This is a genomic window from Brevundimonas sp. (assembly GCF_051860745.1).
In the GTDB taxonomy this organism is placed as follows: Bacteria; Pseudomonadota; Alphaproteobacteria; order Caulobacterales; family Caulobacteraceae; genus Brevundimonas.
The window spans coordinates 32,923-52,885 of sequence record NZ_JBHYDN010000017.1 but is presented as its reverse complement, the minus strand read 5'-3'; the positions used below and the strand labels follow the sequence as shown (position 1 = coordinate 52,885).

Genomic DNA, 19,963 nt, shown 5'->3' with positions numbered 1-19,963 from the left:
GATCACCACCGATTTGGGAATCCCGATTCCAACAAAACGGGCCACGCTCTAGCCGGGCCTCCGGCTGTTGGCGAGCCGCCTCCAAACCCAGTCGACGACATCCATGGTAGGGGCGGGCGTCACGCGCTCGACCTCACCTCCGCCAGGGTTTCAGCAACGGCGTCACCATCGGAATGGTGAGCATGGTCGATCCAACGCCATCAGCAGCAGGGCGGTGAAGGCGTCGTTCGTGATGACCTGCGGATTGAAAACGGCCGCATGGGCGTCTGGGAACACGGCCCCGAGCACGCCGGGCCCCGGCAGGATCGCGTGGTTAATGGTGCCCGCCAACTATTCTGTCGGCCCGGTTCGCTCACATGCGCGCATGCCGGTCGTCCTCGCCCCGACCGAGGCCTGAACGGACCACGGTCAACGGCCGGACTGGCCGTAGCGGCGCTCAACCGGCGCATACCGGTCCCAGACGGCGCGATCGGCCAGTGACCGCAGCAGCTTGATGTACTCTGCGTGACTCCAGGCCAGTGGCGTCGCCGAGTTCGTGCCTTCGCCCGGCTGATAGCCCCTCGGCGTGCCATGGCCGACACCGTCCCAGACCTGTTCCGGCAGCAGAAGCCCATCGTTGGCGAAGGACTCCATTCCACGCACATAAGTCTGGCGGATCGCTTCGAAGGCGGCGTCGCCCGCGCCCTCCGCGACGGCGCGGGCGATTTCGTAGTGGCCGCGCTCGCCGGTGAAGATCGGCCAGACCCGGCCGCGCTGGCCCGGCGTCATGCCGCCCACGCCGTAGTTGCCGCCGTTGTCCGTGTTCTCGCCATAGCCGTCGTTGCCGTAGCGGCGGAAGCCGGGGACGCCGTTCACGTCGTAGTGGACGCGGAAGCGATCCTCGCGCGTCTGGTCATCGTACTCCGGCAGGGTGGCGAGGATGGAGGGCGCGTTCGGCGCGCGGACGCCATAGCGGACCAGTTCGAGGAAGCCGCCGTCGACGATGCGGTCCTCGGGCATGGCGGGCTGGCCGTTGTTCTCGCCGAGCGGGGCCTTGTCGTTGGGATCCTCGTTGCGGCTCAGGCGCAGGAAATAATTCCCGTCGCCGAACTCGCCGGAGGTGGTGAACATCCGCGCTTCGATCTTCGAAGCGTAGTCGTCGGCGGCGGCCTGGTAGCGAGCGGCGGAAGCGGGGTCGCCCGAGGCGCGGGCGATGTCGGCGGCTACGGTAAGCCCGGCGATGACGGCGGCGGTGGTGGAGGGGGAGTAGCCCTCCTGTTCCTCCCAGCGCTCCTGCTGGGTCCAGGGCGGGGTAACCTGACGGTCGTTCCACAGGATTCCGGCCTTGCCGCCCTCGACCAGGAAGTCGGCGGCGGGCTTGATCATCCGGCCGTACATGGTCGCCAGTTCGGCGTCGGAGACGATCCCGGCCTTCCACAGCTTCCAGCCCAGCATGATCGGCATGGCGGTCTGGTCCAGCTGGACCCCGACCCATTCGATCTCGCCGTCGACGTGGGTCTTCTGCAGGAACCAGCCGGTCGCGCCGGTGTTGCCCGGCGTGTCGGCGCGGACCTGGACTTGGGGCAGGTAGCGAAAGGCCGCCAGCGGCGTCTCGGTATCGCCGAGCGCCAGCAGGGCCATGGCCACCTGATAGAAGTCGCGCGGCCAGACGGCCTTGTAGCCGGTCGAGGGACTGGCGGCGTCGACCGTGTCGCCCCACGGGTTGCTGAGGGAGGCGATCAGGGCGCCGGCGTGGGTGTGATCCTCCTGCACCTTCAGCATCAGGGCCGAGGCGTAAGCCAGCTTGCCGCCGTCGGCGGACTGTTCGGCGATACGGGGGAGGTCGGTCAGGGCGGCGATGTAGTCCTCCCAGCCGACCCGGCCGCCCTCGCCGTTGAAGCGGGCGAGGACCTCGTCGAGGCCGGTGGAGAAACTATCGTTGGCGGCGCGGCGGGCGTCCTGGCGGGAGGCGCCGAAGCCGATGACGAAATCCTGGCTGAGCGTCTGGCCGGCGCGAACGCGCGACAGGCCGGCGGTCAGCATGATGCTGCCGGTGTCCTCGCCGGTGGAGCGGTAGACACGATCGAGGCGACCGTCGGCGAGGTCGGTCAGGCCGTCGGAAGCGCCGACGAAGCCGACGCTGGCGGTCGTGAAGGGGCGGTCGGCCTGGAGCACCAGATGGGTGTCGCCTTCCGAGGCGTAGAGGGCGCCCGGCTCCAGGGTCTCGGCGTCGCCGACGAGGATCCGGGCGACGGCGACGGCGTCGCCGCTGTCCCCCACCCCGGTATTGGCCATGTGCGGTTCGAGCAGCAGGTAGGGGGTGATGTCGCCGCGCAGGGACCGGATGGAGACGCGGACCACCAGCGATTGACCATCCGGATCGGTGTAGATGCGCTTCTCGATCTCGTAGCGGCCGGCCTTGTCCGTGGTGATCACCCGGTAGGCCGGCGACAGGGGGCGGCCCTGTTCGTCCGTATGCAGATATTCGGTGCGGCTGGTGGTGTCGGTCCCCTCGACTGACAGGCCGCTGTCGGTGACGACGGCGAAGCGCAGCTGCTTGATCTGGGCCTCGTGGATCAGGCCGTACATGGTCTCGGTCAGGACGCCGTCGGCGAGGGAGAACCAGACCCTCGACACGACTCCGGTCCGCCCGCCGTCGCGGTACTGGCCGTCGACATAGGCCTCGTAGGAGGCGCCGGCGCCGGTCTTGGCGGCGTTGACCCAGGTCGGCGCGTCGCCCGGCGCGCCGGGGGCGATGGAAACGACCTCGGGGGCGGGGTCCTGCGCCGCCGGGGCGCCGCCGTCGGGCAACATGTCCCGCAGGGTCGAGCAGCCGCCGGTGGCGAGAAGGACGGCTCCGAGGAGAAGCGGGGAAAGGCGCATGGCGGAACTCGTCAGGCTGGGGGAAGCAGGAAGGTGAGGGGGGCGTCGAGGCGTTGGTTCCACGACCGCTCATTGTGCTCCGCGCCCGGAAAGACCAACGAACGGAATCGGTCGGGACCCCAGCCGGCGCCGCGGATAGTGGCGTCAATGCGGCTCTGGAACTCGGCGTAGACGGCGTCGAGGCTTTCGTCGCCCCGGTCGAAATAGAGACGGTGACCGCCGGGCGGCGGCAGATCGGCGCCGACCACGTCGGTCCAGGCCTCGGTGAGCCGGGCGCGCCATGCGGACAGCGCTGCCGGGTCGGTCAGCTGGTCGATGCGGATCGGCCAGTGGGTCGAAACGCACCCCGCGGCTCCGAACACGTCGGGGTGTTTCATCAGGGCGTACATCGAGATCAGCCCGCCCATGCTGGACCCCATGACCACGGTGTCGTCGCGGTCCGGGCGGGTGCGGTAGCCGCTGTCGATGAACGGCTTCAGCTCCTCGACGAGGAAGCGGACATAGCCGTCGGACAGGGACTCGCCGCCGTAGATGGCCTGGACATCGGCGCGCATGTCGTCGGGCAGGGCGCGGATCAGGTTGGCGGGGATGTATTCGCGGAGGCGCAGGGGGGTGTTGCCGATCCCGACCACGATCGGCGCGCGGATCTGACCCTCGCCGCCGAGCCGAGCGACATGCTCGTCCACGCCCCATTCGGCGCCGTAGGGCGCGCGCGCGGCGTCGAACAGGTTCTGGCCGTCGTGCATGTAGAGGACGGGCCAGCGGGCGGACGTGTCGTCGTCGTAGCCGGGCGGGAGCCAGATGGTGATGTCGCGAGGCTGGACGTGGGCCGAGGGCATGGCCGGGTGTTCGACCAGACGCCCCTGCGTCGGGGCTTCGGCGCGGGCGGGAGCGGCGCGGGCGGCGGCCGACAGCGGTAGCGCCGACAGCCCGGCCAGCAGGGCGCGGCGATCCAGCCTCATGCCGCCTCCCGCCTCGCCTCGGGCACCAGCAGGCTGCAGCCGGCGGCGATCAGGAAGCTGACCGCGCCGAGGACCAGGGCCCAGATGGCGTCGCCGCCGAAGACGCCCTTGAGGATCGCGCCGAGGATGGTGGCGGCGACCAGTTGGGGCACGACGATGAAGATGTTGAAGATGCCCATGTAGACGCCCATTTTCCGGCCCGGCACGGCGTTGGCCAGGATGGCGTAGGGCATGGAGACGATCGAGGCCCAGGCGAAGCCGACGCCGATCATCGGCAGCCACAGCAGGGCCGGGTCGCGGATAAGGAAGACGCCGAGGAAGCCGGCGGCGCCCAGGGTCAGATTGACCGCATGCGCCCCGCGCAGGCCGGTCCTGTGGGCGACGACCGGGATCAGGAAGGCGGCCAGGGCGGCGACGCCGTTGTAGACGCCCATCAGCACCCCGACCCAGTTGGCCCCTTCGCCATAGCCGGCCGAGGTCGGATCGGGCGAGGCGAAGTGTACGGCGGTGACGGCCGGGGTCATGTAGATCCACATCGAGAACAGGGCGAACCAGCTGAAGAACTGGACCACGGCGAGGCCCTGCATGGTCTTCGGCATGGCGAAGATGTCGCCCATGATCTCGGTCAGGGGGTTGGAGCGGTTCGCGGCGGCGAGGGCTCCAACCGCCATCTGCATCAGGCCGAAGGCGACGATGAAGCCGGCGAGGACGTAGAGTTCCTTCTGCAGGTCGAGAGCGCCCACCGCGCCCACGCCGAGCGAGCCGGCGAGGGCCCAGACCAGCCCGCCCGTGTACCAGGCGGTCCGCGAGCGGGCGGCGGCGGGCGCGTGGCCGGCGTCGCGGGCCGACTCGAAGGCCTCGATCTGTTCGGGGCTGTATTCGCGGGTGGTGAAGACGGTCCACAGGACGGCGGCCAGCAGGGCGGCGGCGCCGACGTAGAAGGAGATGCGCACCGCCATCGGCACCACGCCCTCAGGCGCGGTCGAGGCGACCGAGAACCACTCGGTCAGGATCCACGGCAGGCAGGAGGCGAACACCGCCCCGGCGCCGATGAAGAAGCTCTGCATCGCATAGCCGGTGGTGCGCTGCTCCTCGGGCAGGTTGTCGCCGACGAAGGCGCGGAACGGCTCCATGGTGACATTGATCGAGGCGTCCATGATCCACAGCATCGACGCCGCCATCCAGAGCCAGGGCGAATGCGGCATAACGACGAGCGCCAGGGTGGTCAGGATCGCGCCGACCAGGAAGTAGGGGCGGCGGCGGCCGAGCGGCGTCCAGGTGCGGTCGCTGAGGTAGCCGATCACCGGCTGGACCAGCAGGCCGGTCAGGGGCGCGGCGATCCACAGGATGGCGAGACTGTCGACCTCGGCGCCCAGGGTCTGGAAGATGCGGCTGGTGTTGGCGTTCTGCAGGCCGAAACCGATCTGGATGCCGAAGAAGCCGACACACATGTTCCAGATCGACAGGCCGCTGAGGCGCGGGCGGCCGGAGGGGGTGATGGGTCCAGCGGTCATGCGCGGCGTCCCCTGCTGATCGGAACGAAGCGGATGGCCTGGCCGCCGCCAGGGGCGAGACGGAGGCTCAGGCTCTCGGCGGCGGTGACTTCGCGCGCCTCGATGACGATGGCCTCGCGGTTGGTCTCCCAGTGGGCGTCGGAGGCGTCGCGATAGATTTCGGCGCGGTAGCGGCGGCCGGGATCAAGAAAGGACAGGGACGCCTCCAGCACCCGCGGCTGTTCGTCAGTCATGGCCCCCAGGAACCACTGGTCGGAGTTGCGGTCCTTGCGCGCGACGGTGACGAAGTCGCCGACCTCGCCATTCAGGACGCGGGTGTCGGACCAGTCCGTGACGACATCCTTGATGAACTGGAACGGGCCGGGGTTGGCCTCGTAGTTTTCCAGCAGGTCGGCTGCCATGACGATGGGGCTGTAGATGGTCACATAGAGCGCCAGCTGTTTGGCCCATGTGGTGGCGATCCCGTCCGGGCTGCGCGTCTCCATGCCGAAGATGCCGGGGGTGTAGTCCATCGGACCGGCGAGCAGTCGGGTGAAAACGAGGTTCAGTTCGTGCTCGGGCGGGTTGCCGGGCTGGCCCCAGGCGCTGAATTCCATGCCGCGGGCGCCCTCGCGGGAGATCATGTTGGGGAAGGTGCGGCGCAGGCCGGTGTCCTTGAACGGCTCGTGGGCGTTGACCGCGACCTGGTATTTCGCGGCCGTTTCGACGACACGAAGGTGGTGCTGGGCCATGGGCTGGCTCTCGTGCCAGGCCAGCCTCGGTTGACCGTCGGGACCGCGCACCCGGGCGCCCGCGGCGTCGGCGACATAGCCCGTCTTGACCGAATGCCAGCCGAAGCGCTGCATCTGGGCGAAGGCGGCGTCCAGCTGCTGCTCATAGTGGAAGCCGTTGCCGCCGGTTTCGTGGTGGCCGATGATCTCGACACCCCTCCGCCGGGCGTGGGCCGCGACGCGTTCGATGTCGAAATCGGGATAGGCCTGGGTGAAGCTGTAGTTCCAGCCGGTCCCAAACCACTCGCCGTCCCAGCCGACGTTCCAGCCCTCGATCAGCACCCCGCCGAAGCCGTGCTCGGCCGCGAAGTCGATATGCTTGATGGCGTTTTCGGTGGTGGCTCCGTGCTTCGGACCCGAGTTCCAGGTCTTCAGGTCGAGGTGCATTTCCCACCAGATGCCGACGTATTTCATCGGCTTGAACCAGCTGACATCGCCGAGTTTGTTGTCCTCGTTGAGGTTCAGGATCAGGCTGGATTCAATCAGGTCGCCGGCGCGGTCGGCGATCTGCAGGGTGCGCCACGGCGTGGTGAAGGGAGTGGTCAGCTCGACCGCCGCATTGGTCAGGCCGGGGGTCAGGAAGGCCTTGAATCGCCCACCCTCGACGCGGCGCAGGTTCATGCCGGAATAGTCGATCAGGGCCGCCTCGTGGATCGATACGTGCAGGCCGTCGTCGGTGCGCACCGTCAGCGGCGTCTGGGCCACGCCCACAGCGTCGATCGGGGTGCGGTTGTAGAGATACTCCTCGCGGTTCCATTCGAAGGCCGGGATCCACCAGGCCGTGCCGGAATCGACGATGGCGAACTCGGTCAGCTCGTCGCCGATGTTGACGGTCTTCAGATTGGGCTGATCCGGGAATTCGTAGCGGAAGCCGATTCCATCGTCATACAGGCGGAAGACGACGTCGATCCGGCGCTCGAGGCCGCCCTTCTCAGTCAGGCGGACGCGCAGCTGGGTGTAGCGATTGCGGATGAAGCGCCGCTCGCCCCACGGCTGCTCCCAGTTGTCGTCGTGGCTGGTCGGGGTCTCGGCCGTAACCGCGAAATTGCGTTCCAGCTTGGGCGCGTCGGTCAGGAGGAAGCCGAGGCGTGAGGGGGCGATGACCGTGTGGCCCAGACGGCCGACGCTGTATTCGGGACGCCCCTCTCCCGTGACGGCCACCGAGACTGACAGGACGCCCTCAGGCGACGAGGCGCCGACCACGGCGGCGACATCCTGGGCTTGGGTCGCCGTGGTCGGAAGCGCTGCGATCAGCGCCGTGGTCGAGATGAGAAGCCGGCGGGTCAGCATGGGGAATCACTCCACGGAACAACACTTGCCAAGCGCGGCCGCAGCGGCGCAGAACAAGCAAGGTTTGCAGCAAATTTTGCAGACGCAGTTTCGACCGGAGTCCCCGCTTGAGCCGCAATACCCGACTGGAAGACCTGGCCAGGCTGGCGGGCGTATCGATCTCGACGGCCTCGCGCGCGCTGAACGACAGTCCGGCGGTCAACGCCCGGACCAAACAGCTGATCTGGAAACTGGCGCGCGAACACGACTACCCGTTCCGCCGTTATATGCCCGCAGGTCCGATCGGCGCCGACGGGGTCATCGCCTTGGTGACGCCGCGTCCGCAGGGCCGCGAGGGCCGGCTCAGTGACCCCTTCTTCCTGGAATTGCTGGCCGGGGTCGGCGAGGCGGCGCGCGAACGCGGTTGCGACGTGATCATGAGCCATTTCTCGCCCACCAGTTACGACGACCTGTCGGCGGCGATGAACACCAGCCGGGCCGACGGGGTGATCTTCCTCGGCCAGAGCACCCTGCACCAGAGCCTGAACCGCCTGGCCGAGACCGAGGGCCGGTTCGTGGTCTGGGGCGCCCAGATGGCGGACCAGGCCTATTGTTCCGTCGGATCGGACAATCTGGCGGGCGGGCGGCGCGCGACCCTGCATCTGGCTCGGCTGGGCCGCAAGCGTATCGTCTTCCTCGGCGACCTCGATCCGCCCGAAGCCATGCAACGCCATCGCGGCTATCTCGAAGCCCTCGCCAAGTCGGGCATCGAGGTCGATCCCGACCTGATCATGGAGGCGCATTTCGAGGTCGAGTCGGCCGAGGCCTCGGTCGACAGTCTCATTCGGCGCGGCGTGAAATTCGACGGCGTGGTCTGCGCCTCGGACCAGATCGCCCTGGGCGCCGTGCGGGCCCTGCTGCACGCCAATCTGCGGGTGCCCGAGGACGTGTCCGTCATCGGTTTCGACAATGTGCCGTTCAGCCGCTATGCGCGGCCGGCCCTGTCGACTATCGCCCAGGACACGATGAAGGCAGGCCGGCTGCTGGTGTCCAAATTGCTCGACAACCCCGGCGACTCCGTCGGCCGGTCGGAGCGGATCCCCACCGACCTGATCGTGCGCGAGAGCTGCGGGGGCTGAGGTCATCCGGCCGCCAGCACCAGACCGGCCATCGGCGGCAGCGTGCCCGATCGTGACGGGTCGAGATTGACCGCCTCCAGGACCTGATGCCCCTCCGGCAGGGTCCAGGCGACGGGCTCGTGACCGAGGTTGAAGACGCAGACCAGACGCTCGCCGTCGTGAACGCGCTCGAAGGCCAGCAGGTCGCCGCCGTCATCCAGCAGGGTCATATCGCCCAGCATCAGGGTCGGGTGCGCCTTGCGAAAGGCGACCAGACGGCGCGTCGCGTGCAGCATGGAGGATGGGTCGCGCTCCTGCTGGTCGACGGCCAGGGCGACGTGACGCGGATCCACCGGTAACCAGGGGTCGACGACCGAAAAGCCGGCCTGGGGCTGGTCGGCCTTCCACGGCATCGGCGTGCGGGCGCCGTCGCGGCCCAGGGTCTGTGGCCAGTTGGAGATGGCCTCGGGATCGACCAGGCGCTCGAACGGGACATCGGCCTGGGGCAGGGCCAACTCCTCGCCCTGATAGATGAAGACGTTGCCGCGCAGGGTCATGAGCAGCAGCATCGCCATCTCGGCGTAGGCCCGGAGATCGCGACCCTCCGCCCAGCGTGAAATGGCGCGCGGAGCGTCGTGGTTCGAGAAGGTCCAGGAGGGCCAGCCCTGCCCATCGCGGCCCTGCCACGCCTCGGCTCCCGCGCGCACCAGTGCTGCGCCGAGCGCCGGTGCATAAAGGTAGAGGAAGCCGTAAGCGCTGTTCAGGTGGTCTTCGCCCTCGGTGAAGGCCTGCATCTCGCGCTCGGCGTGATCGCCGCCGACCTCAGCCACGCTGAACCGTCCGCCGTGGCTGTCGGTCAGGGCCCGAACGCGCGCCAGGAAGTCGACGATCCCCGGCTGGGACTGGTTGTGCACCTTGTCCTGGAAGTCGAACGGCCGGGTCCGCTTGCCGCCGGCGGGCAGGGGCGGGTTATCCGTCAACTTCGGATCGTGCATCGAGAAATTGATGGCGTCGAAGCGGAAGCCGTCGACGCCGCGGTCCAGCCAGAAGCGGGCGGCGTCCAGCAGGGCGTCCTGAAGGTCTGGATTGTGCAGGTTCAGCTGCGGCTGCTCCGGCAGGAAATTGTGCATGTAGTACTGGCCGCGCCGCGCATCCCAGGTCCAGGCCGGGCCGGTGAAGACCGACTGCCAGTTGTTCGGCGGCGTGCCGTCGGGGCGGGGATCGGCCCAGACATACCAGTCCGACTTCGGCCCGGTTCGGGACGCGCGGCTTTCGCGGAACCAGGCATGCTGGTCGGAGGTGTGGGCGAACACCAGATCGGTGATGATCTTCAGGCCCAGGCCGTGGGCTTTCTCAATCAGGCGGTCGAAATCGGCCAGGGTTCCGAAAACGGGATCGACATCGCAATAGTCAGCGACGTCATAGCCAAAATCCTTCATCGGCGAGGTGAAGAAGGGGCTGAGCCAGACCCCGTCCACGCCCAGCGAGGCGATGTGGTCCAGATGCGCCGTGACGCCGGCCAGGTCGCCGACGCCGTCGCCGTTGGCGTCGGCGAAACTGCGCGGATAGACCTGATAGATGACGGCGCCCCGCCACCATTCGGCGGCGTCGGACAGGGCGGCGGGGTGTTCGAGAATCTGTGCGGTCACGCTGGTCTTTCGGATACGCAGACAAGATAGCCCAAGGCGGGCACGGAGACAGAGACTGCGCCCGGAGCGGCGCTGCGCGCGGGGCAGGCGCCGATCAGGGCGCGCCATTCGGCGGACCCGACCTCGACCGCGACATTGACGTCGCGCGGCTCGGTCGAGGTGTTGAACACCACCAGGGTCTCGCCGTCATCATCGAGCCGCGAAATGGCCAGCACGCCCGGCGTCTGGTCGGCGGTGCGGACGACGACGCGGCCGCGGCGCAGGCGGACGTCGGCGGCGCGGGCCGCGCTCATTTCAGCGATGCGCCGGTACATGTCGGCGTTGATGTCGAACGGCCCGGCGGCCGAGCCGATGCGGCGGTCGTCGGCGTAGGACGGGACGCGGGTCTCGAACATGTCCTGGCGCGAACGGCGGTCGTCACCGTCGCCGGTGAAGCCCTGTTCGTCGCCGTAGTAGATCACCGGCACGCCGCGGCCGAGCAGAACGAGGGCGTGGGCGAGGGCCGAGCGGTCCAGCAGTTCGGCGTCGGAGATGTCGGGTTTCGCGGTCAGAATCAGATGGCCGATCCGGCCCATGTCGTGGTTGCCGGTGAAGGTCGGCAGGCGCAGCGCCGTCTCCGCCCCGCCGGCGTAGATGGCGTCCTCCATCAGCAGATAGCCCATGGCGTCGGGATTCCCGGCGCCCGTGACCATGTTCTGGACGGCCCGCTGATAGGCGAAGTCCAGCACCGTCGGCAGGCCGTCGATGACCGTGTGCATCGCCGCCGTGCCGGACTGGAAATCGTAAGTCTCGGCGAAGATGTGGAAGTTCGGAATGCCCTTCGCCCGGGCGCGTTCGAGGATGGCGGGGACGAAGGCCTGCCAGAACTCCGGATTGACGTGTCGGGCTGTGTCGATGCGGAAGCCGTCGACGCCATAGTCGTCGATCCAGCCGCCGTAGACGTCGATGAAGCCCTCGACCACCCGCGGATGCTCGGTGAACAGGTCATCGAGACCCGAGAAGTCGCCGTCCATGCGGGCTTCGCTGTACCAGGCGCTGTTACCCCGGTTGTGGTAGAGGCCGACGTCGTTCAGCCAGGCCGGGACCTTCACGGCTTCCTCGCCTGCGGGGACCCAGGGCGTGTACGCGTAGTCCGGGCGGGTCAGGGTCGAGAAGTCGCTGCCCGGCGCGCCCGTGAAGCCGGCGTTGATCGGGTCGCCCTGGAGGCCGCCGCGACGCTGATACGGGTAGTCGCCCTTCCAGCGGTAGCCGCAGTCGTTTCGCGGGCATTCGCGATAGCGGATGACGTCGGCGGTGTGGTTGATGACGATGTCGAGATAGACCTTCATCCCCCGCGCATGGGCGGCGTCGACGAGGGCGCGGAAGTCGTCGTTGGTCCCGAGGTGGGGGTCGATGCGGGTGAAGTCGGTGATCCAGTAGCCGTGGTAGGCGGCGCTCTCGTGGCCCGGAGGCCCCTGCACCGGCTTGTTCACAAACGGCGGCGCGATCCACAGGGCGGTGACGCCCATGCCCTGGATGTAGTCGAGCCGCGCGGTCAGGCCCTTGAGGTCGCCACCGTGGTAGAACCCGGGGTCGGTCGGGTCGTAGCCGGTGGCCAGCCGGTCGCCGGCCAGGCCGCCGCGATCGTTGGCGGCGTCGCCGTTGGCGAAGCGGTCGGGCAGCAGGAAATAGACGACCTCGTCCTCGGCCGGCCGGTCGCGCAGGGCCTGCAGCGGCTCCGAACCGGCGCTGTCCGGGGTCCGGGCCACGGCGGGCATGGCGGCGGCCAGCAGCGCGAGGACCCCGGCGACGCAGGCTCGATTCGGGCGACGGGTGCGTCCGGTCATGGTCGGCGTTCCTCAAATGTCCGCGGACGACGTGGCCCAACGGATCAGTTTGCAAGATTTTGCAGCGGAGGCGTCGCATGTCAATGCGTCTGGATTGAACGTCGAAAATGCGGCGGCGTAAGGCAAAACGGCCTTGTGCACTGCAAGACGACCGGTTGATGCCGTCACATTTTGGCCACGGATGAGCGGGCGAGCGGCAATAGCGGCTTGCATGGTTCCCAGAAGTTTGCATAACTTTGCGGTGACACCGGACGCTTCGTCAGAAAAGCGGCGGCCCCTAGGGAGAATGATGATGAGAAACCAAGTCACCCGTCGCGCGCGTCTTCTTGCAGGAGCCGCTCTCGGCGTGATCGGTATTCTGGCCTTCGCCGGCGGCGCCGCCGCACAGGATGGGGCGCAGGACGAAGGCGAGGCGCAGGAGATCGACGAAGTCATCGTGACCGGCATCCGGTCCTCGATCGAGAGCTCGATTGCGGCCAAGCGGAACAACACCTCGATCGTCGAGGTCGTGACGGCTGAAGACATCGGCAAGTTGCCGGACGTCTCCATTGCGGAGTCACTGGCCCGACTGCCGGGTCTCACCGCCCAGCGACTCGACGGACGCAGTCAGGTGATCTCGATCCGCGGCCTCGGCCCCGACTTTACCACAGCCCTGTTGAATGGCCGCGAACAGGTCACAACCGGCGACAACCGCGGCGTCGAGTTCGACCAGTATCCGTCGGAGCTGCTGTCGGGCGTGACCATCTACAAGACGCCGGATGCGGCGCTGGTCGGTCAAGGTCTGGCGGGTACGGCCGACCTACAGACCATCCGGCCGTTGGCCTATGGCCGTCGCGCCTTCGCCGCCAACGTGCGATACGAGCTGAACGACATCGGCGCCCTGAACGCCGGAACGACGGACAACGGCGTCCGCTACAGCATCTCCTACATCGACCAGTTCGCCGACGGCACCGTCGGCGTGGCGTTCGGCTACGCCCACATGGGCTCGCCCTATCAATCCGAACGCTTCAACGCCTGGGGCTATCCCGAGGTGGCGCCGGGCGCCCGCGTGATCGGCGGCGTCAAACCCTATGTCATGTCGTCCGAACTGGAGCGGGACGGCTTCATGGGCGTCCTCGAGTTCCGGCCCAACGACCGCTGGCATACGACGATCGACGCCTTTTACTCGACGTTTGACAACACCCAGATCCTGCGCGGCATCGAGTTCCCGCTTCAATGGTCCTCAGCCTCGCTCCAGCCCGGCTATACGGTCTCCGACGGCCTGGTCACCCAGGGAACCTTCAACAACGTCCGCGGCGTCGTCCGCAACGATGTGAATACCCGCGAAAGCGAGATTCTGTCGCTGGGGTTCAACACCGAGTTCACGCCGAACGAGCGTTGGACGCTGACGGCCGACGTCAGCTATTCCGGTGTCGACCGCACGGACCAGATTATTGAAAGCTACGCCGGGACCGGGGACAACGGTTCGGGGGCGGCGGACTCTCTGACGTTCAGGATCGACGGCAATGGAGTTCCGCAGTTCGACAACAATCTGAACTATGCCGATTTCAACCTGATCCGCCCGAGCAGCCCGCAGGGCTGGGGTGGCGGCGTGATTCCGGGCGGCCAGGACGGCTATCTGAACAGCCCGACGATCACGGACGAACTGTTCGCCACCCGTCTGCAGGCGACGATGCGGACCTCCGGCGGTCCGGTGGCATCGGTCGATTTCGGCGTCAACTACAACTTCCGCGACAAGGAACTCGTCGCGGACGAATTCTTCCTCGGCGTCGCGGGTGGCGGCTTCCCGGTCGTCCCGGCCCAGTACCGACTTGATCCAACGTCCCTCGCCTTCATCGGCATCCCGGGCATGGTCAGTTACGACACCCTGGGGTTGCTCAACAGCGGCTTCTTTAGTCTCGTCCGCAATCCCAACTCAGACGTCGTTTCCAAGAACTGGATTGTCGAAGAAACCATCATCACGCCGTTCATTCGTGCAAATCTGGAGACGAACTGGGGCAACATTCCCGTGACCGGAAACTTCGGCTTCCAGATTGCGTTGGTGGATCAGAGCTCGAGCGGGTTTGCCGCGACGGGGGGCGGGGCGGGGACGCTGTCTGTCCCGGTCACGGGCGGAGACAAGTATTCCGAGTTCCTGCCCAGCGCCAACCTGATCTTCGAAATCGGCGATCAGCGGTTCCTTCGTCTGGCGGCGGCCCGCACCCAAGCCAGGCCGCGCATGGACGAAATGCGCGCCTCCCGCACCTTCGGCTTCAACAATGCGCTGAACGTTCCGGGCGCCACGGTGAACAGCTCGCCGTGGAGCGGCGGCGGCGGCAATCCGGAGCTGAAGCCCTGGATCGCCAACGTCTTCGACATCTCGATCGAACAGTATTTCGGACGTTCGGCATATGTCTCCCTAGCCGCCTTCTACAAGGACCTGGACACCTACATCTACAACCAGAACCAGGTATTTGATTTCACTGGTTTCCCCACCGGAGCAGGGGCCGCTGTGATCAATCAGGGTCTGGTTTCAGCGCCGGCCAATGGCGAGGGCGGCGCCCTCTACGGGGTGGAGTTTGCGGTTTCCACGCCGTTTGACTTCATCTCTCCCTCGCTGGAAGGCTTCGGCGCCCAGTTCTCGATCTCCGCGACCCAGAGTGAGATTCAGCCGGACCCGGGCAACCCCGCCACGCCGATCCCTGGTCTGTCCGAAACGGTCGCAAATCTGACGGTCTACTACGAGCGGGACGGGGTGCAGGCCCGTGTCAGCAACCGCTACCGCTCCGAGTTCCTCGGCGAGGTCGCCGGCTTTGGCAATGGCCGGACGCTGCGCCAGGTCGGGGCAGAGTCCATCGTCGACGCCCAGATCGGCTATCAGTTCGAATCCGGACCGCTGGAAGGATTCTCGGCCCAGTTCCAGGTCAACAACCTCACCGACGAGCCGTTCTTCACCTACGAGAACGGCGACGAGCGCCGGATCATCGACCACCAAGTTTACGGCCGGACATTCCTGTTCGGTGTGAACTACCGGTACTGATCGTCCCAATCGGTCAGAGGGAGGGCCGCTTCGGGAGACCGGGGCGGCCCCTTCGCTTCTCGACACGGGGCGTCCGGCCACTTTTGGTTACGAGGTCTCTCAAACCGCTGGACGCGCCCGTTCACGGATGGAACGAATGCTCACAATGGCCGCGCGCGGACGACGCGGCCGATTCCGGGGGAGAGATATGGCCGACATCCAGCAGGCGAAACCGAAGGGCACGGGCTTGGCCTTCGCCTATGTGACCACCCTGTTCTTCGCCTGGGGCTTCGTGACCTCGTTGATCGGGCCGCTGATCGCTGCGGTGCGGCGGGTGTTCGAGCTAAGCTATACCGAGGCGACGCTGACGACCTTCGCCTGGTTCATCGCCTATGGCATCGCCTCGATCCCGGCGGCGGCCCTCCTCGGTCGGCTGGGCTACAGCCGGGCGATCATCGTGGCACTGGTGACCATGGTGGCGGGCTGTCTGATCGTGCCGATCGCCACCTTGGCTGACTTCTATCCCGGCGTGCTGATCGCCCTGTTCGTGATCGCCTCGGGGGTGACCCTGTTGCAGGTCGGCGCCAATCCGTTGGTGGCGGCGCTGGGGGCGCGCAAGAGCTCCCACGCACGCCTCAATTTCTCGCAGTTCTTCAACTCTCTGGGCACCACTCTGGGACCGCTGATCGCCGCGCCGATCCTGCTGACAGGAGGCGTCTTCGCCGCCGACGCCATCATCACTGATCCGGTGTCGCGGGCCGAATCGCTTCGCAGTATCGATCTCGCCTTCCTCGCCGTGGGCCTGTTCTTCGCGGTTGTGGCCGGCTTCATCTTCACCGCCCGCAAGACGATCAATGCCGCAGCCCCCGCGCCGACCGCCGAGGACCGCATGTCCCCGCTGGTGGCGCTGAAGTCGCCGTGGGCCGTGTTCGGGGCCCTGGCCATCTTCCTGTACGTCGGCTCGGAGGTGACCATCGGCGACCTGCTGACTAACTTCCTGCACAGCCCCGAGATCCTCAACATCCCGCTGGCTGCGGCGGGAAGTATGGTGGCCTGGTATTGGGGCGGGGCCATGGTCGGCCGGCTCGTCGGCGGCCTGCTAATGCTGACGAGGATTCCCGCCACAACCATTCTGCTCGTCAACACCGCCGTGGCCGCCATCCTGTGCCTGGTGGTCACCCAGACCAGCGGGACGACCGCCGCCTATGCCGCCATCGCCATCGGCTTCTTCAACTCGATCATGTTTCCGACCATCTTCACCCTGACCCTGGAACGGTCGACCGCCCCGATCCCGGCGACCTCGGGCCTGCTGGTCTTCGGCATCATCGGCGGCGCCGTCCTGCCGCCGATCGCGGGCCAGATCGCGGACCGGGCTGCGACGCTGAACCCGGTCTTCTATGTGCCGCTCATCGGCTACCTGCTGCTGGTCGGGTTCGCCCTGGCCGCCTCGCGCGCCAAGGTCCAGCAGGCCGCCGTCACAGGAACCCCCGGCCCACACTAAGCCAGACGACAAATCCGCAGGGCCGCCGACCTTCCTTCGGCGGCCCTGACGCGATTGGAGAGGGGCCGGGCCTGAAGGATCAGTCGGCCCCTGACCACATCCGGTTGGCCTTCAGATAGGCCTCATGTTCCGGCAGGGCCGCGACCGTGCTAGCGAGGATGTCTGACAACTGGCGCAGGCCCGCCGCATTTCTTTCGGCGTCCTGATAATCATACAAGGGATTGGGACCGCGCGGCGTAATGCCCTGACCGTACATCACCGCCAGCCAGGAGCCCTGACTGAAATATTCGTCGGCGCCGACCTGGTAAAGCAACGCCCGATCGCGGAACGCCTCCACACGCTCGGCCAGGCTGTCGGGGATCGGCATGGCCGCGACCTGCCGCCAGAACGCCGTGTCGTCCCTCTGGGTCGCATGATAGTGCAGGATGACGAAGTCGCGGATCAGTTCGACCTCGCGACCCAGGCGCCGGTTGTAGCCGTCGATATTGACCGGGCTGAAATCCATGTCCGGGAAATGCTGCAGCAGGCGATAGATGCCCGCCTGGACCAGATGGATGCTGGTCGATTCCAGCGGTTCGATGAAGCCGCTTGAGAGGCCCAGGCTGACGACATTCCGGTCCCAGTATCTCTTGCGCCGGCCGGTGACGAAACGTAGCGGGCGTGGCTCGGCCAAGGGCTCGCCGTCCAGATTGGCCAGCAGGGTCTCGCGCGCCGCATCGTCGGACAGATGATCCGAGCAATAGACATAGCCGTTCCCCGTCCGGTGTTGCAGGGCGATGCGCCACTGCCAGCCGGCGTCGCGGGCCGTCGACAGGGTGTAGGGCGTAAGCGGGCTGACGCTGGCGCAGGGGACGGCCATGGCGCGGTTAACCGGCAGCCAGTGGGACCAGTCTTCATATCCTGCCTTCAAAGCTCCCTCGATCAGAAGCGCGCGGAATCCCGTGCAGTCGATGAACAGGTCGGCTTCCAGCACCCGCCCGCCTTCGAGAGTAACCCCGGTGACGAACCCGTCGTCCGCCCGCTGAATAACGTCGACGATCTTGCCCTCGATGCGCTCAACGCCGCGGCCTTCGCAGACCTTGCGGAGATATTTGGCATAGAGTCCGGCGTCGAAATGATAGGCGCTGAACAGGCTGTTCTTCGGCGAGCGTGGATCGGGATCCCGATCGCCCACCTTGCCGGCGTCGGCGGCGCGTGAGCAGACGGAATAGTCGCTCAGGTCACCGGCGAGGCCCCGAGCCTTCAGCGCGAACCAGGTCTGCTGGAACTCGGCCAGCGTCGGTCCCCGGCCGAACGTGCCGAACGGATGGACGTAGCGGTTGCCGATATGTCCCCAGTCCTTGAAGACGATGGCGACCTTCAGCGTGGCCTTGGTCTCGCGCATGAACTCGGCCTCATCGAGACCGATCATGGCGTTGAAGTCGCGAATGGGCGGAACGGTCGCCTCGCCGACGCCGACGATGCCGATGTCGTCGGATTCGACGAGCGAGATCTTGGCGTGTGGGCCCAGGGTGCGTTGCAAGGCGGCGGCGGCCATCCAGCCGGCGGTTCCGCCTCCCACGATCAGGATGGTGCGAACAGATTCGGTCAAGCGAGTCTCCGGGCCGCCCTCTACGGCCAAGGCCAGAATAGGGGTCGGCCGCCGCGGCTCAAGCCGAAATGGGGTCGGTGGGGTGATGAATTCAGCGGTCATCGGATCGCACGGCGCGCCGCTTCAGTCGACGTCGGCCGTTGCACACCCGGCCGGACAGCCTTCCGGCCTCCGTCACACGAATTCATCGGCCACGAGACCATCGGCGCTAGGCAGTCGGCGGTCCCATGGCTAGCCTGATCCGGGGCGATTGCGGAGCGTGTCGCGCGCATCAGGGGGCGGCCACCATGCATGTCGGCATGAACACGACCGAGATATTCCTGATCGCTATGCTGATCATCTTCACCTTGCCCTATCTGGTGTGGCGGGTGTTCCGTACGGAATATTACGCGCCGCTGGTGGTCGTGCAGATCATCGCCGGCATCCTGCTGGGTCCGGGCGTGCTCGGTGCGGCGTTTCCGGACTATTACACCTTCGTCTTCAACCCCCAGGTCATCGGAGCGCTGAACGGCATCGCCTGGTGGGCCGTAATGATCTTCGTCTGGGTCGCCGGGATCGAGCTGGACTTGAAGCAGGCCTGGCAAAAGCGGGGTGAGACCGGCGTCACGGCGGGACTTGCGCTGGCCATGCCGCTGGCGTTTGGCAGCCTGGCGGCGATGGTCATGCTGAATTTCGACGGCTGGATCGGCGCCGAAGGTACGCGTTGGCAGGTGGTGCTCGGCATCGGCATGGCCTGCGCGGTGACGGCCCTGCCCATTCTCGTCCTGTTCCTGGAGAAACTGGCCATCCTGCGCCAGCCGCTGGGCCAGCGGATTTTGCGCTACGCCAGCCTCGACGACCTGGCGATCTGGGGCTTGCTGGCCCTGATCCTGCTGGACTGGGACCGCATCGGCAGGCAGGGCGGCTTCCTCGTCGCCTTCGCCCTTGCCGCCTTCGCGATCCGCGCCCTGATGCGGCGCCTGCCCGAGCGGGATCGCTGGTACGTCGGCCTGATCTGGCTGGCCGGCTGCGGCTTCGCAGCTGACTGGGCCGGGCTTCACTTCATGGTCGGCGCCTTCCTGTCGGGGGCGGTGCTCGATTCTGACTGGTTCGACCGCACGCAGATGGACCGGTTCCGGGACCACATCTTGCTGGCGATCATGCCGGTGTTCTTTCTGTCGACCGGGCTGCGCACCCAATGGGACGTCGGCGGCGTCATGGTGTTCGGGGCGGCGGCGCTGCTGCTGGTCGCCTCGGTGGCGGGAAAGCTGGCCGGCGTCCAGCTGGCCGGCCGGATTCTCGGGTGGGAGAAGGGCGAGGCGTCCATCATCGGCTGGCTGCTCCAGACCAAGGCCCTGATCATGATCATCTTCGCCAACATCCTGCTGGACAAGCAGATCATTACCAGCGCCACTTTCACCGCCCTGCTGCTGATGGCGGTCGGTTCGACGATGCTGAGCATCCCGGTCGTCACACCCCAGCTGCGCAGACTCGCCGGCATGGTCGACAAGTCCGGCTAGATGTGAGCTCTCAATAGGTTGTCCATCCGGTCCGGGCCGGGGAAGCTGGAGTTGCAGACTTCAGAGACTCCCCTGGAGGACCGAATGAACGTGCATGAGAATGCCCGGCTGACGGCGCATAGTCGAGCCGAGCTGGTGCGGCGGGTGCTGGATCAGGGCCAGCCGCGCAAGGTCGTGGCGGCGGCCTTTGGCGTCGACCCCAAGACCGTCGGCAAGTGGGTGAACCGGTTCAGAGCCGAAGGCGCGGCGGGTCTGGCGGATCGTTCGTCGCGTCCTCACCGACTGCGAGCCCCGACCCCGCCCGAGGTCCAGGAGCGGATCATCACCCTGCGCTGGCAGCGGTTCACCGGCCGGTGCTGGCAGTCTAACGCTAAAGGTCTCCGGTTTGGCCGATAGGCCAGGAG

The 19,963-nt window shown here is 67.0% G+C and carries 13 protein-coding genes; 5 read left to right on the top strand and 8 right to left on the bottom strand.

All coding sequences use genetic code 11. The features are described 5' to 3' along the window. Window positions 1-162 precede the first annotated feature (162 nt). The 5 genes from ACTIEW_RS14340 to ACTIEW_RS14320 form a co-directional block, all read right to left on the bottom strand. Entirely contained in the window at window positions 163-330 is a 168-nt protein-coding gene (locus ACTIEW_RS14340) for a hypothetical protein (RefSeq protein WP_439478580.1), read from the bottom strand. A 78-nt stretch (window positions 331-408) separates the two neighbouring features. Next, window positions 409-2,793 carry a glucan 1,4-alpha-glucosidase gene (locus ACTIEW_RS14335; RefSeq protein ID WP_439478582.1) on the bottom strand — a complete coding sequence of 795 codons (2,385 nt, stop codon included), beginning with the start codon at window positions 2,791-2,793 and terminating at the stop codon, window positions 409-411. Between the two features lie 80 nt (window positions 2,794-2,873). Then, window positions 2,874-3,824 (bottom strand): alpha/beta hydrolase, encoded by a 951-nt coding sequence (locus tag ACTIEW_RS14330; RefSeq protein WP_439478579.1) that lies wholly within the window; start codon window positions 3,822-3,824, stop codon window positions 2,874-2,876. After that, window positions 3,821-5,338 carry an MFS transporter gene (locus ACTIEW_RS14325; protein WP_439478578.1) on the bottom strand — a complete coding sequence of 506 codons (1,518 nt, stop codon included), beginning with the start codon at window positions 5,336-5,338 and terminating at the stop codon, window positions 3,821-3,823. Before ACTIEW_RS14325 ends, ACTIEW_RS14330 begins: the two co-directional genes overlap by 4 nt. Beyond that, window positions 5,335-7,398, bottom strand: coding sequence for a glycoside hydrolase family 97 protein (locus ACTIEW_RS14320; RefSeq protein WP_439478577.1), 2,064 nt, complete (start codon window positions 7,396-7,398; stop codon window positions 5,335-5,337). The genes ACTIEW_RS14325 and ACTIEW_RS14320 overlap by 4 nt, the downstream gene beginning before the upstream one ends. A gap of 5 nt (window positions 7,399-7,403) precedes the next feature. Here ACTIEW_RS14320 and ACTIEW_RS14315 point away from each other — a divergent pair, with 5 nt between their 5' ends. After that, on the top strand, window positions 7,404-8,516 hold the full coding sequence (locus ACTIEW_RS14315; RefSeq protein WP_439478581.1) for a LacI family DNA-binding transcriptional regulator: 1,113 nt from the start codon (window positions 7,404-7,406) through the stop codon (window positions 8,514-8,516). Window positions 8,517-8,518: 2 nt separating this feature from the next. Here ACTIEW_RS14315 and ACTIEW_RS14310 read toward each other — a convergent pair whose 3' ends face one another. After that, complete coding sequence (locus ACTIEW_RS14310) at window positions 8,519-10,144, bottom strand: alpha-glucosidase family protein (RefSeq protein WP_439478576.1); 1,626 nt, start codon at window positions 10,142-10,144, stop codon at window positions 8,519-8,521. Beyond that, window positions 10,141-11,970 (bottom strand): alpha-amylase family glycosyl hydrolase, encoded by a 1,830-nt coding sequence (locus ACTIEW_RS14305; protein WP_439478575.1) that lies wholly within the window; start codon window positions 11,968-11,970, stop codon window positions 10,141-10,143. The genes ACTIEW_RS14310 and ACTIEW_RS14305 overlap by 4 nt, the downstream gene beginning before the upstream one ends. 346 nt (window positions 11,971-12,316) lie before the next feature. Between ACTIEW_RS14305 and ACTIEW_RS14300 the strand changes: the two genes are divergently transcribed. Both ACTIEW_RS14300 and gluP read left to right on the top strand, forming a co-directional pair. Then, window positions 12,317-14,989: a TonB-dependent receptor gene (locus tag ACTIEW_RS14300; protein ID WP_439478574.1), complete on the top strand. Its 2,673-nt coding sequence runs from the start codon at window positions 12,317-12,319 to the stop codon at window positions 14,987-14,989. Window positions 14,990-15,176: 187 nt separating this feature from the next. Further along, the gene (gluP, locus tag ACTIEW_RS14295; RefSeq protein WP_439478573.1) at window positions 15,177-16,469 is read left to right on the top strand and encodes a glucose/galactose MFS transporter; all 1,293 of its coding nucleotides are present in this window, start codon (window positions 15,177-15,179) and stop codon (window positions 16,467-16,469) included. Window positions 16,470-16,548: 79 nt separating this feature from the next. Here the strand turns inward: gluP and ACTIEW_RS14290 are convergent, their stop codons facing one another. Then, window positions 16,549-18,060, bottom strand: coding sequence for a tryptophan halogenase family protein (locus tag ACTIEW_RS14290; RefSeq protein WP_439478572.1), 1,512 nt, complete (start codon window positions 18,058-18,060; stop codon window positions 16,549-16,551). A 227-nt stretch (window positions 18,061-18,287) separates the two neighbouring features. On the opposite strand from ACTIEW_RS14290, the gene ACTIEW_RS14285 reads away from it, so the two are divergent. Both ACTIEW_RS14285 and ACTIEW_RS14280 read left to right on the top strand, forming a co-directional pair. After that, window positions 18,288-19,559 carry a cation:proton antiporter gene (locus ACTIEW_RS14285; protein WP_439478571.1) on the top strand — a complete coding sequence of 424 codons (1,272 nt, stop codon included), beginning with the start codon at window positions 18,288-18,290 and terminating at the stop codon, window positions 19,557-19,559. 84 nt (window positions 19,560-19,643) lie between these two features. Next, entirely contained in the window at window positions 19,644-19,955 is a 312-nt protein-coding gene (locus tag ACTIEW_RS14280) for a leucine zipper domain-containing protein (RefSeq protein WP_439478570.1), read from the top strand. Window positions 19,956-19,963 lie beyond the last annotated feature (8 nt).